This window comes from Novosphingobium sp. TCA1 (assembly GCF_009811895.1).
GTDB classification, from domain to species: Bacteria; Pseudomonadota; Alphaproteobacteria; order Sphingomonadales; family Sphingomonadaceae; genus Novosphingobium; species Novosphingobium panipatense_A.
In genome coordinates, this window is sequence record NZ_BLJH01000001.1 from 326602 (window position 1) to 340099 (window position 13498).

10 protein-coding genes are annotated in these 13498 nt (G+C 63.3%); 6 read left to right on the top strand and 4 right to left on the bottom strand.

Annotation, left to right across the window (positions count from 1 at the left end):
* From NTCA1_RS01585 to NTCA1_RS01595, 3 genes are all read left to right on the top strand, one after another.
* A complete protein-coding gene (locus tag NTCA1_RS01585) occupies window positions 1-336 on the top strand; it encodes a YbaB/EbfC family nucleoid-associated protein (RefSeq protein ID WP_086490485.1) in 336 nt (111 codons plus the stop codon).
* Window positions 337-616: 280 nt separating this feature from the next.
* On the top strand, window positions 617-3019 hold the full coding sequence (gene lon / locus NTCA1_RS01590) for an endopeptidase La (RefSeq protein ID WP_159827603.1): 2403 nt from the start codon (window positions 617-619) through the stop codon (window positions 3017-3019).
* A gap of 181 nt (window positions 3020-3200) precedes the next feature.
* On the top strand, window positions 3201-4226 hold the full coding sequence (locus NTCA1_RS01595; RefSeq protein ID WP_159827606.1) for an aspartate-semialdehyde dehydrogenase: 1026 nt from the start codon (window positions 3201-3203) through the stop codon (window positions 4224-4226).
* Window positions 4227-4307: 81 nt separating this feature from the next.
* On the opposite strand, the gene NTCA1_RS01600 is transcribed toward NTCA1_RS01595, so the two are convergent.
* Window positions 4308-4565 (bottom strand): hypothetical protein, encoded by a 258-nt coding sequence (locus tag NTCA1_RS01600; RefSeq protein WP_236549038.1) that lies wholly within the window; start codon window positions 4563-4565, stop codon window positions 4308-4310.
* Between the two features lie 72 nt (window positions 4566-4637).
* On the opposite strand from NTCA1_RS01600, the gene NTCA1_RS01605 reads away from it, so the two are divergent.
* From NTCA1_RS01605 to NTCA1_RS01615, 3 genes are all read left to right on the top strand, one after another.
* Entirely contained in the window at window positions 4638-5081 is a 444-nt protein-coding gene (locus NTCA1_RS01605; RefSeq protein ID WP_159827609.1) for a GFA family protein, read from the top strand.
* On the top strand, window positions 5082-5843 hold the full coding sequence (locus tag NTCA1_RS01610; RefSeq protein ID WP_159827612.1) for an alpha/beta fold hydrolase: 762 nt from the start codon (window positions 5082-5084) through the stop codon (window positions 5841-5843).
* Window positions 5844-6133: 290 nt separating this feature from the next.
* On the top strand, window positions 6134-7969 hold the full coding sequence (locus NTCA1_RS01615) for a M2 family metallopeptidase (RefSeq protein WP_159827615.1): 1836 nt from the start codon (window positions 6134-6136) through the stop codon (window positions 7967-7969).
* 92 nt (window positions 7970-8061) lie between these two features.
* Here NTCA1_RS01615 and NTCA1_RS01620 read toward each other — a convergent pair whose 3' ends face one another.
* The 3 genes from NTCA1_RS01620 to rplI form a co-directional block, all read right to left on the bottom strand.
* Window positions 8062-10869: a TonB-dependent receptor gene (locus NTCA1_RS01620; RefSeq protein ID WP_159827618.1), complete on the bottom strand. Its 2808-nt coding sequence runs from the start codon at window positions 10867-10869 to the stop codon at window positions 8062-8064.
* A 437-nt stretch (window positions 10870-11306) separates the two neighbouring features.
* A complete protein-coding gene (locus NTCA1_RS01625; protein ID WP_159827621.1) occupies window positions 11307-12737 on the bottom strand; it encodes an AMP nucleosidase in 1431 nt (476 codons plus the stop codon).
* Window positions 12738-12900: 163 nt separating this feature from the next.
* A complete protein-coding gene (gene rplI / locus NTCA1_RS01630; RefSeq protein WP_086490478.1) occupies window positions 12901-13497 on the bottom strand; it encodes a 50S ribosomal protein L9 in 597 nt (198 codons plus the stop codon).
* Window position 13498 lies beyond the last annotated feature (1 nt).

The following is a 13498-nucleotide window of genomic DNA, read 5'->3' on the forward strand; positions in this document are numbered from 1 at the left end:
ATGAAGTCGATGGAAGAGATGCTCCAGGCCGCACAGCAGGCGGCCGAGACCATCCAGAAGCAGATGAACGAGGCGCAGGCCAAGCTCGACTCGATGGAAGTCGAAGGACTTTCGGGTGGCGGCCTGGTCAAGATCCGCTGCTCGGCCAAGGGCCGCGTGATCGGCGTGTCGATCGACGACAGCCTGCTCCAGCCCGGCGAGAAGCAGATCCTCGAGGACCTGGTCGCCGCCGCCTACAACGATGCCCGCGTCAAGGCGGACTCGGTGGCGGGCGAGGAACTGGCCAAGGCGCAGCAGGGCATGGGCCTGCCGCCGGGCTTCAAGATGCCGTTCTGAGCAGGGAATGCCTTCCGCCGCGCCGTGCGATATCTGCAAGGCGCGGCGCGATTTCCGTCAGGGATGCGGCAAGTCCGGCGGAAATCCGCTATATTGTATCAAGAGGCCCGGTTTTTCCGGGGGTGCTATAGTTTACGGCCTAGGGGAAGGATGAAGGGGTGCGGTTAGCGCTTCCACAAGTCTTTCGGCGCCAATCCCATTGCGTGGGGCGCGAGAGGCCCCATATCTTGCTGCGAAGGCCGGGGGGCTCTCAGCCGCCCCGCGTGTGTGTGAAATGGAAATGACCTTGAACCTGCTTCCGCTGCTTCCCTTGCGCGACATCGTCGTGTTTCCCGGCATGGTCGTGCCGCTTTTCGTCGGACGCGAGAAATCCGTCGCTGCGCTGGAAGCAGCGATGGCGGGTGAAAAGGACATCTTTCTCCTCGCCCAGCTCGATCCCGGCTGCGACGATCCCGATCGCGACGACCTTTACGACACCGGCGTGATCGCCAGCGTTCTCCAGCTGCTCAAGCTGCCGGACGGCACCGTGCGCGTGCTGGTCGAGGGGCAGGAACGCGCGAAGCTGGATACCCTGCGCACCGAACAGTCCGCCGAAGGCGAGATGCTGGTGGCCCAGGTCGAGCGCATCGAGCCGATCGAGGCCGACGGTACCGAAACCGCAGCCATGATGCGTTCCGTGGTCGAGCAGTTCGGCGAATATGCCAAGCTCAACAAGAAGCTGTCGCAGGATGCCGGCGACCAGCTCGGCGAGATCGAGGACGCGGCCAAGCTGGCCGACACGATCGCCGCGCAGCTTTCCGCCAAAGTGGGCGACAAGCAGGCGGTGCTTTCCGAGCCCGACCCGCTCAAGCGCCTCGAAATGGTCTATTCCTTCATGGAAGGCGAACTCGGCGTCCTGCAGGTCGAGCGCAAGATCCGTGGCCGCGTGAAGCGCCAGATGGAAAAGACCCAGCGCGAATATTACCTCAACGAGCAGCTGAAGGCGATCCAGTCGGAACTCGGCGGCGGCGACGGCGACGAAGCGAACGAGCTTCAGGAGCTTCAGGAGCGTATCGAATCGACGCGCCTCTCCAAGGAAGCGCGCGAAAAGGCGACGGCGGAGTTGAAGAAGCTCAAGTCGATGCAGCCGATGAGCGCCGAGGCGACCGTCATCCGCAACTATCTCGACGTGCTGCTGGGCCTGCCCTGGGGCAAGAAGAGCAAGCTCAAGCGCGACATTTCCTCGGCCCAGGAGATTCTCGACGCCGATCACTACGCGCTCGACAAGGTCAAGGACCGCATCGTCGAGTATCTGGCGGTGCAGGCGCGCACCAACAAGCTGAAGGGGCCGATCCTCTGCCTCGTCGGCCCGCCGGGCGTCGGCAAGACCTCGCTCGGCAAGTCGATCGCCAAGGCAACGGGGCGCGAGTTCATCCGCCAGTCGCTGGGCGGCGTGCGCGACGAGGCCGAGATTCGCGGCCACCGCCGCACTTATATCGGCTCGCTGCCGGGCAAGATCGTCACCAACCTGAAGAAGGCCGGCAAGTCCAACCCGCTGTTCCTGCTCGACGAGATCGACAAGCTGGGCCAGGACTTCCGCGGCGATCCGGCATCGGCGCTGCTCGAAGTGCTCGATCCCGAACAGAATGCCAAGTTCCAGGATCACTATCTGGAACTCGACATCGACCTGTCGGACGTGATGTTCGTCTGCACCGCGAACAGCCTGAACCTGCCGCAGCCGCTGCTCGATCGCATGGAGATCATCCGCCTCGAAGGCTATACCGAGGACGAGAAGGTCGAGATCGCCGAGCGTCACCTCGTGCGCAAGCAGGTGGAAGCGCATGGGCTGAAGAAGGGTGAGTTCACGCTCACCCAGGACGGCCTGCGCGACCTGATCCGCTATTATACCCGCGAGGCGGGCGTGCGTACGCTGGAGCGCGAGATCGCCAAGCTGGCGCGCAAGTCGCTGCGCCAGATCCTGGAAGGCAAGGCGAGCGAAGTCGTCATCACCCCGGAAAACCTTGCCGAGTTCGCGGGCGTGCGCAAGTTCCGCCACGGCGTGGGCGAGGAAGAGCATCAGGTGGGCGCCGTCACCGGCCTCGCCTGGACGGAAGTGGGCGGCGAACTGCTGACCATCGAAAGCGTGACCGTGCCCGGCAAGGGCCAGATCAAGGCCACCGGCAAGCTGGGCGACGTGATGAGCGAGTCGATCCAGGCCGCCTTCAGCTTCGTCAAGGCGCGTTCGCCCGCTTACGGCATCAAGCCCTCGACGATCCAGAAGAAGGACATCCACATCCACCTGCCCGAGGGCGCGGTGCCCAAGGATGGTCCTTCGGCGGGTATCGGCATGGTCACCTCGATCGTCTCGACTCTGACCGGCGTGCCGGTGCGCAAGGACGTTGCCATGACCGGCGAAGTCACGCTGCGCGGCCGGGTCCTGCCGATCGGCGGACTGAAGGAGAAACTGCTGGCGGCTCTGCGCGGCGGGATCACCACCGTGCTGATCCCGGAAGAGAACCGCAAGGACCTTGCCGAGATTCCCGACAACGTGAAGCAGGGGATCGATATTATTCCCGTTTCGCATGTCGACGAAGTGCTCGCCAAGGCGCTGACCGAGCCGCTCGAAGCGATCGAGTGGACCGAGGCGGACGAACTGGCGGCGGCGCCTTCGCAGACGCCCGCACCTTCCGCCACCGCGCACTGAGGTTTGTCGCAAGATACCTTTTTCGTTTCTGGGAATGGTGTCTTGCGGTAATTTTCGGTCAAATTGGGCTGCTTGAAAGAAAGTCTTTTGCGGGGGTGCTTGTCAGGAGCGCATACACCCTGTAACGGCCCGCCTTCCTGCTACGCGCCTTGCAGCAGGATTTTGCTAGAAGGATCTTGAAATGGGTTACCGGGTTGCCGTCGTCGGCGCGACCGGAAATGTCGGCCGCGAAATGCTCAACATCCTCGCCGAGCGCGAATTCCCCTGCGACGAGATCGCAGCGGTGGCTTCGTCGCGTTCGACCGGGACCGAGATTGAATTCGGCGAAACCGGCAAAATGCTCAAAGTAAAGAACATCGAGCATTTCGACTTCACCGGCTGGGATATTGCTCTCTTCGCCGCGGGCTCCGAACCCACGAAGATTTACGCGCCCAAGGCCGCTGCCGCAGGTTGCGTGGTGATCGACAACTCGTCGCTCTACCGCATGGACCCGGACGTGCCGCTGATCGTGCCGGAAGTGAACCCGGAAGCGATCGACGGCTACAAGGCACGCAACATCATCGCCAACCCCAACTGCTCGACTGCGCAGATGGTCGTGGCGCTCAAGCCCCTGCACGACAAGGCGAAGATCAAGCGCGTCGTCGTCTCGACCTACCAGTCGGTTTCCGGCGCGGGCAAGGCGGGCCTGGACGAACTGTTCGAGCAGAGCCGCGCGATCTTCGTGGGCGATCAGGTCGAGCCCCGGAAGTTCACCAAGCAGATCGCTTTCAACGTGATCCCGCACATCGACAGCTTCCTGGACGACGGTTCGACCAAGGAAGAATGGAAGATGGTGGTCGAGACCAAGAAGATCCTCGATCCCAAGATCAAGCTGCAGGCCACCTGCGTTCGCGTGCCGGTCTTCGTCGGTCACTCGGAATCGCTGAACATCGAGTTCGAGAACGAAATCTCGGCCGAAGAAGCCCAGGACATCCTGCGCGAGGCGCCGGGCATCATGCTTGTCGACAAGCGTGAGGACGGTGGTTACGTCACCCCGATCGAGAGCGTGGGCGACAGCGCGACTTACGTCAGCCGCGTTCGCGAAGACCCGACCGTCGAAAACGGCCTCGCGCTGTGGTGCGTGTCGGACAACCTGCGCAAGGGCGCCGCGCTCAACGCGGTGCAGATCGCCGAACTGCTGGGCCGCCGTCACCTCAAGAAGGGTTGATGCGGCGGGCTGCGGCCTGATCGAACAACGAAAAGGGCCTGCGGAGCATTCGCTTCGCAGGCCCTTTTCGCTTCGAAATTTCTATCGACCTTCGGCTGCGGCAAACCCCTTCATTTGGGCATAGGCGGCCTCGCGGGCGTCCTCGGGCAGGGACAGGAGATAGCGGGAGGCTTCCCTGTAGGTGAGGAATGGCAGGTCATCGGCGATGATGGGTGTCGTCCGGCTGTTGTAGATTCGCTTGAGCAGGCGGCGCTGGGGTCTGCTCAAGGGCAGGTTCTCGCCCGTCGCGATTTCGCCTTTATCTTCTTCGCCGGTGACGTCTTGGTCGTTCGTTTCCATGTGGCGTCCTATCACGGCTTCTATACTCTGTCTGCGGTTTGCTCCGGGCCGCAGCCGGGTTACGCTCGCGCAATGACCCAAACCATGACCGGCGGCTGCCAGTGCGGCCGCATTCGCTACGAGGCCAAGGTCGAGAACGACGAGGCCTATCTCTGCCACTGCCGCTATTGCCAGAAGGCGACCGGCGGCTTCGCGGCGGCTTTCGTGCAAGTGTCGAAGGCCGGTGTCCAATGGACGCAGGAGCCGGACTGGTACCAAAGCTCCCCCATAGCGCATCGCCCGTTCTGCGCGCATTGCGGCACGCCGCTCGGTTTCGACTTCATCGAGAGCAGCGGCAACATGGACCTGACGCTCGGCAGCTTCGACAGGCCGGAATTCTTTCACCCCGCCGCGCATTCCGGTGCTGAGAGCTTGCATCCCGCGTGGCTCGATACCAAGGACCTGCCCAGGCACTACAGCGCGATGACCGAAAGCGTCGCCTCGCGCTGGAAGGCGGCAGGACTGGAGGTTCCCTAAGTGAGCGATCTGCGCAAGGAAGTCATCGAAGGTTACGCAGGCACCGATCTGGCGGTGCATGTCATGGGCGATACCGGCGCGCGGCCCTTGCTGCTGCTCCACGGCCTGTTCTCCAGCGCGGATGTGAACTGGATCAAGTACGGCAATGCGAAGATCCTGGCCGATGCCGGATTCGAGGTGTTCATGCCGGACCTGCGCGCCCACGGTCAGAGCGGCGCACCGCACGACCCCGCCGCCTATCCCGCCGACGTGCTGGTCGAGGATCTCAAGCTGGTGATCGCCGCGCTTGGTCTCACCGACTACGACCTCGGCGGTTTCTCGCTCGGCGCGCGGACGGCGGTGCGCGGCGTGCTGGCGGGTCTGGCCCCGCGCAAGCTGATCCTCGGTGGCATGGGCCTTTCGGGTCTTTCCGGCTGGGCGCGGCGCAGCGCACACTTCGTGGATGCCATCGATCGCTTCGGCACGATTGAACGCGGCGACAAGGCTTTCGTCGCGCAGGCCTTCATGAAGTCGATGAAGATCGACCGTGTGGCCGCGCGGCTGCTGCTGGGATCGGTGGACGATACCGGCGCGGACGCCATCGCCCGGATCGCGATGCCCACGCTCTGCGTTTGCGGGGCGGAGGATCACGACAACGGCTCGGCGCCGGAACTGGCCGAGGCGCTGCCGCTTGGGCGCTATGTCGAGACGCCGGGCAATCACATGTCCTCGGTGACGTTCAAGGATATGGGTAGGGCGATGGCCGAGTTTCTGCTCGATTAAGTAGAAGCAGATTCCGGGGTCCTTCGACAAGCTCAGGAGATCCCCCGGACCCTCGGAATGTCAGCGTCGCGCGCGCCCTATCCGTCGTGCGCTCCTTGCGGCGCAGCCATTAAGTCTCCCGACGAAGCCATGGGCGCACGACGCTGTCGGTCCGCGTGACCTAGACGGTAATGGGGGTGCAGGGGGGCTTTGCTCCCCTGCTTTTACCCTTTCTTCCTCCCTCAACAGTTGATCTCACGCCGAGGGCGACTAGTCTCCCGGCCATCAGAGAGACAAATGAGGCATACCCCATGAAATTCGCATCCACCGCGCTTGCCGCGCTTGCGGCAGGGCTTTCGTTCGGCGTGGCCGCGCCGGCCTTTGCCGAGGACGCGCCGTCGTACCCGGAAACCGCGCAAGGCGCCGCGCAGTTCGTGGCCGCTGCCGAGAAGGACCTGTTCGATTTCTCGGTCGACAATGCCCGCATCAACTGGGTGAACTATACCTACCTGACCGACGATACCGATGCGCTGGCGGCGCAGTCCAACGGGCTGCTGACCGAGAAGCAGGTCAATTATGCGGTGGAAGCGGCGAAGTTCGCGAAGCTGCCGGGTCTTGATGCAGACGTTTCGCGCAAGCTGGGTATCCTGCGCCAGAGCATCGTCCTGCCCGCGCCGACAACGCCCGGCGCGGCGGCGCAGCTCAGCGAGATCAGCACGCGCCTGGCCTCCACATACGGCAAGGGCCGCGGCACGCTGGACGGTAAGGAAATCAACGGCTCGGACATCGAGTCGGAGATGGGCAACCTGACCCATACGCCTGCGCAGTTCGCCGAGATGTGGACGACCTGGCACGATAATGTCGGCAAGCCGATGAAGGCCGACTACGTGAAGATGGTCGGTATCGCGAACCAGGGCGCCAAGGAACTCGGCTATGCCGATGTCGGCGCCATGTGGCGTTCGGGCTACGACATGACGCCGGAGCAGTTCTCGGCCGAGACCCAGCGTCTCTGGGAAGAAGTGAAGCCGCTTTACATGGCGCTGCACACTTACGTGCGCCACAAGCTCAACGAGAAGTACGGCGATGCCGTGCAGCCCAGGACCGGCGCGATCCGCGCGGACCTGCTGGGTAACATGTGGGCGCAGGAATGGGGCACGATCTATCCGCTGGTGGCGCCGAAGGGCGCGGGCGATCTCGGCTATGACATCGGTGACCTGCTGAAGGCGCAGGGCCGCACGCCGATCGACATGGTGAAGGCGGGCGAGGGCTTCTACTCGTCGCTCGGCTTTGCGCAGCTGCCGGAGACGTTCTGGAAGCGCTCGATGATCGTGAAGCCTGCCGACCGCGAGGTGATCTGCCACGCTTCGGCCTGGAACGTCGACAACAAGGACGACATCCGCATCAAGATGTGCACCAAGGTCGATTCCAACGACTTCGTGACGATCCACCACGAACTCGGCCACAACTACTACCAGCGCGCCTACAACAAGCAGCCGTTCCTCTACCTCAACGGCGCCAACGACGGCTTCCACGAGGCGATCGGCGATTTCATCGCGCTGTCGATCACGCCGCAGTACCTCGTGCAGATCGGCCTGCTCGACAAGGCGAAGGTTCCCAGCGCCGACAAGGACATCGGCCTGCTGCTGCGTCAGGCGATGGACAAGGTGGCGTTCCTGCCGTTCGGCCTGCTGATCGACCGCTATCGCTGGGGCATCTTCGACGGTTCGATCCAGCCTGCCGACTACAACAAGGCCTGGACCAAGATGCGTCTGGACTACCAGGGCATCACGCCTCCCGCCGCCCGTAGCGACGACGGTTTCGATGCCGGTGCCAAGTTCCACGTACCGGGCAACACGCCCTACACGCGCTACTTCCTGGCCCGCATCCTGCAGTTCCAGTTCTACCAGGCCGCGTGCAAGCAGGCCGGCTGGAAGGGACCGCTGCACCGTTGCAGCTTCTACGGCGACAAGAAGGTCGGCGCGAATCTCAACAAGATGCTGGAAATGGGCATGTCGAAGCCTTGGCCGGAAGCGCTCAAGGCTTTCACCGGCACCCCGCAGATGAGCGCCAAGCCGATGCTCGACTACTTCGCGCCGCTCAAGAAGTGGCTCGACGAGCAGAACAAGGGCGAGAAGCAGGGCTGGTAACGGGAACGGCCCCGGCAACGTGATGTCGCCGGGGCCGCTTCGCAGCCGACAAGGGGAGCCGGTTCGCGCCGGCTCCCCTTTTTCGTGGGCGCTTAGAAGTCCACCGTGATGCCGGTGAAGAACGTGCGGCCGTAGACATCATAGGTCGTCGGGTAGGTGTTCGACTGTTCCTGGTTGTCACCGAGGATTGGCGGCTTGCGGTTGAACATGTTGTTCATGCCGATATTCCAGGTGAAGCGCTTGGCCACGTCGATCTGCGCGGTGAGATCGAAGTAGTCGTAGGCCTTGATCTTCTCGACGCTGTAAGTCGTCGAGGCATCGTCGTCCTTGACCGGCGAGAGGTGGCGCCAGGCGAGCGAGAGCGTCTTGCCCTCGGTCGACCAGGTCACGCGGCCGTTGAGGCGCCACTTGGCATAGACGTTGCCACAGAGCAGGCCGAACTTGCCCGCGCAGTCCACGGTCAGGTCGGAAAGGGCCGCGATCGGCTTGAACGTGAAGTTCATCAGGCGGGTGCCGCTGGCGCGCAGGGTCAGCTTGCTCGACCCGTTCTGCCCGAAGGCCAGCGGGATCGCATACTGCATGTCGAAGTCGATGCCGTCGGTCTTCATGCCGCCCGAATTGGACAGATTGTCGACCGCGCCGGTGATCGTATAGCTGTTGCCGTCACGCGGCAGCAGCGAGCAGTAGCTGGTGTCGTATGGCGTCCATCCGTTCGCGGCGGTGCCGTAGCAGGCCGAGATGATGTTCGAAGTGCCGGCGGCGGTGATGTAGTTGTCGATCTTGATGTGGTAATAGTCGACGGTGAGCGACAGGCCCGGAATGAAGCGGGGCTGGATCATCGTGCCGAAGGTCCAGGTGTTCGCCGTTTCCTCGCGCAGCGAGGTATTGCCGCCGTTGTAGCTTTCGATCTGCGAATCGCCGCCGTTGTATTCGGTGCCGATCAGGTTCGCTGGAATGCCCGAAGAGGCGCAGCTGGCGTTGAGGCTGGCACTGGAAAGTGCCGCGGAGGTCGCGCAGGGGTCGGTGGCCTGCTCGAAGTTCTGGGCGTTGCCGCTGTAGAGATTGTTGACCGTCGGCGCGCGTACGGCGCGAGAGAACTGGCCGCGCAGGCTGACGTCCTTGATCGGTGCCCAGACGAGGCCTGCCGAGAAAGTGCCGACCGACTTGGCCGCCGTCGAATAGTACGAATAGCGCGCTGCGCCGTTGAATTCGAGGCGTTCGACGAAAGGCTTGTCCGCGATCAGGGGCACGTTGAACTCGGCGAAGAGTTCCTTGACGTTGTATCCGCCCGAGATCGGTTCCGAACCGTTGAAGCCGATCACGTCACCCGAGGCGAGCGCCGCGTCCGGGTCAAAGCTGCCGTGCTCGCTGCGATACTCGCCGCCGAACGCCAGACCCGCAGGGCCTGCGCCCAGATCGAACAGGTTGTTGTTGGTGATCGCGCCGCTGGCGACTTTCTCGGTAATGGTCGAGCGGTTGACCGTGTCGATCGAGATGAAGTCCGCCGCTGCCTGGCTGATGTTGCCCGCGCCGAAGATGTTCAGCGGGACGCAGCCGTTGCTGCTGTCCGAGCAGACGAGATTGCCGCTGGAATCGGTGCTGGTCAGCAGCGCCTGCTGGACCCGGCTGGCCGAGACGTTGCCGTACTGGCGTTCGACCTGCTTCGTGCGCGAATAGCTGAAGTAGGCGTCGTAGTTCCAGTCGCCGGAGATCTGCCCGCGTGCGCCGATCAGCCCGCGATAGGCCTTGCTGTCGAGGTTGGAGATGCGGTCGCCCACTTCCGACAGGCGGCGATAGACCGATGCCGAAGTATAGCCGTCGCCATCGGTGTCGTAGCCGCTCAGCAGCGACTGGGTGGCGGAGGACAGGAACGAGGAATCGGTGTCGAGCGAGAACGTGCCCGTCAGCGGCGTCGGCGCCAGCTGGTTCTTCACGCGGTTGTGGATGTACTGGCCCTCGCCGTAGAGGGTCAGGTGATCGCTGACGTCGAAGTGGGCCTGCGCCGAGAGCAGCTGGCGCTTCTGCGGGACCTGAAGGTAGTTTTCCGAGGCGTAGTTATAGGCATCGGCCGAAGTGTAGGCCGACGTGCTGCCGTCCTGCCCGAACTTGTAGTTGTTGCCGCCGAGCGCGATGCGGCCAGCCGGGATCGAGCTGGAACCGCCACCCATCAGGCCGCCTTCGCCGTCGTCGGTCTGTGCCACCGACGTATAGCTGCGGCCCGACTGGAGGATCGACTTGCGGCGCATGTAGTCGCCGTAGATCGTGATGTTGCCGCGCCCGTCGGCGAAATTCTTGCCGACCAGAAGGCCGCCGTTGTACTGCGCGCCGTCGCCTTCACCGGTCAGGCGGTAGTTGGCATTGGCCTGGACGCCGTCGAAGTCCTGCTTGGTGATGAAGTTCACCACGCCGGTCACCGCGTCCGAACCGTAGACGGCGGACTTGCCGCCGGTCACCACGTCGACGCGCTCGATCAGCGCGGTCGGGATCGTGTTGAGATCGACGATCTGGTTGGTGTCATAGGAGACGTAGCGGTGGCCGTTGACCAGCACCAGCGTGCGTTCGGCGCCGAGGCCGCGCAAGTCGGCAGTGGCGACGCCGCCGCCCGGATTGTTCGACGCGGCGGTCGAACCCGGCAGCACCTGCGGCAGGTCCTTGAGGATGTTCTCGACGTTGACCTGCCCGCTCAGCGCGATTTCCTTTGAGGAAACGGCCATGATCGGCGCGGCATATTCGAGGTTCGGGTTGGACAGGCGCGAGCCGGTCACGACGATGGCGCCGCCTTCCGGCGCGGCATCGGTTGCGGTTTCGCTTGCAGGCGCGCCGTCCTGGGCATGCGCTGCGGCGGGCAGGCCCATCAGCAGGCTCGACGCCAGCAGAAGGCGCTTCATCTCGGATGTCATTCAATACTCCCTTTGCAGTTTCCGGCGCGCGGTCTGCCGCAGGCCGGAACCAGATCAGGGGGTGTGCTCCCAAGATGAACGCTCTGTCATCAGGCAATAACAGTTCAAATCTATTGTTGGATGGATGAGTTGTAGTTGCGCAACTATTATTTCCAAGTATGAAAAGTAATGGTAAAATACGTGCTACACATTGAAATAAGCGCGTAACATGAGAATTTCTGTCTATTGTTTATGGATGCGGCATAATGTTATCCATTTTTCAGATATTAAGCCAGAAGATTTCCATAAATGACGGTTTTACGGAATGATGGCATGCGCTTTGCATGGAACGAGAGGGGCGTTGCGGCTTTCTCATCCCCTGCGCAAACGGGCGCCGCTCCGGCTGGAGCGGCGCCCGTCATGTTAGGCCAGATCTTGCGGCGCGGTGCCGCGCGAAATCAGCGGAACGGCGGCTCGTTGAAGGCGCGCAGCTTGCGGGAGTGCAGCTTCTCACCCTCGGCGCGGAGCAGGTCGCAGGCCTGGAGGCCGATCTTGAGGTGGCTGGCAATCGCCTCCTCATAGAAGCGGTTGGCCTGGCCCGGCAGCTTGAGTTCGCCATGAATCGGCTTGTCGGAAACGCAGAGCAGGGTGCCGTAGGGTACGCGGAAGCGATAGCCCTGGGCGCTGATCGTGGCGCTTTCCATATCGATGCCGATGGCGCGGCTCAGGCTGAAGCGGTGCGCGGATTCGGTGTAGCGCAGTTCCCAGTTGCGGTCGTCGGTGGTGACGACGGTGCCGGTGCGCATGCGCTTCTTGAGATTGGCGCCGCCTTCACCGCTGACCGTCTCGGCCGCCGAGGCGAGGGCCTGCTGCACTTCGGCGATCGCGGGCAGCGGGATTTCGGGCGGCAGAACCGGATCGAGCACATGGTCGTCGCGCAGATAGGCATGGGCGAGCACGTAGTCGCCGATGCGCTGGCCTTCGCGCAGACCGCCGCAGTGGCCGATCATCAGCCAGACTTCCGGGCGGATGACCGCGAGGTGATCGGTGATGGTCTTGGCGTTCGAAGGGCCGACGCCGATGTTGACGAGCGTGATGCCCGACTTGTCCGGCCGGATAAGGTGATAGGCCGGCATCTGGTGGCGGCGCCAGGCCGTGTCGGAAAGACGCTCGCGGGCATTGTCGACCGGGCTGTCGAGATAGAGGCCCCCGGCGCCCGAAAGCGCGGTGTAGCCGTCCGTGCCGATCTGCTGGCCCGCCCAGTCCACGAACTCGTCCACATAGCGGTGGTAGTTGGTGAAGAGGATGTAGCGCTGGCAATGCTCGACGCTGGTGCCGGTATAGTGCTGGAGGCGGGCCAGGCTGAAGTCGGTGCGAAGCCCGTCGAACAACGCCAGCGGCAGCGGCTCTTCGGAAGACTGGCGGAACACGCCGTCCGCGATCTCGTCACCGATCATGGCGAGTTCGGTGGTCGGGAAGTGGGCGGCCAGTTCCTGCGGCGTGACGCTGCCCATGCCGACGCCGTCGAGCACGTAGGGGAAGGGGATCTCCTGCGCCGAAGGGCCGACCGTGATCTCCACTTCGTAATCCTCGTGGAGCAGCGCCAGCTGTTCCTCGATATAGTCCGCGAAGAGGCGGGGCCGGGTGATCGTGGTGACGTAGACCCCGGTTTCGTTCAGCCTGCCGAACGAGCGGCCATAGAACGTGCCGCGTTCGACGCCGGCATAGGCGATGCGTAGTTCCGGGTAGGACCAGGCGCGCGATTCGCGGCGTTCGGGCGGGGGCGGGGTGCCGTTCTTGATAAAGGCGGCAATGTCGGCGCGCAGGGTGCTGACGGCGGTTTCGTAGACGCGGACCAGTTCCGCGAGTGTGCTTTTGATCGTTTCCATCGCCCGTAATTACGCAATCTGTATTGCAGTGCAATAGCGGCGTGAAAATCGGGCGGGGCCAGGGCGAAGTGAAGATGGGGTGCGGGGTGCAAAAGGAAAGGGCCCCCGCTCCGTATGGAGCGAGGGCCCTTCGATCCCGTGGTCATTGCCGGGAAAAGAAAGCTCAGGCTTCCTCTTCGGTCTCGGCAACGTCCTCTTCGACCGCGATTTCGCCGGGTTCGGCGTTCGGGTCGTAAGCTTCGGTGAAGCCCGAGACGTCCTGTTCGAACATCGCGGCCATGACGTCCACGCCCTGCGACTGCAGGTCGGCTTCGTCCGGCGAGCGAGCGACGTTCACCTTGATGGTGACCGAGACTTCGGGGTGCAGGCTGACGCGAACGTCGAACAGGCCGATCGTCTTGATCGGGCGTTCGAGAACGATCATCTGCTTGCTGACATTGGCGCCCTGCTCGTTGAGAGCGTCGACGATGTCGCGAACCGAAACCGAACCGTAGAGCTGGCCCGAGTTCGACGAGGCGCGGATCAGAACGACCTGCTTGCCTTCGACGTCGCCCGACTGGGTCTGGGCGGCCGAGCGGCGCTCGGCGTTTTCGGCTTCGATCTTGGCGCGGTTGGCTTCGAAGACCTGCTTGTTACGCTCGTTGGCGCGCAGGGCCTTCTTGTTCGGAAGCAGGTAGTTACGCGCGAAGCCGTCCTTGACGGAAACGACGTCGCCGATGTTGCCGAGCTTCTCGACGCGTTCCAGGAGGATGATGTCCATG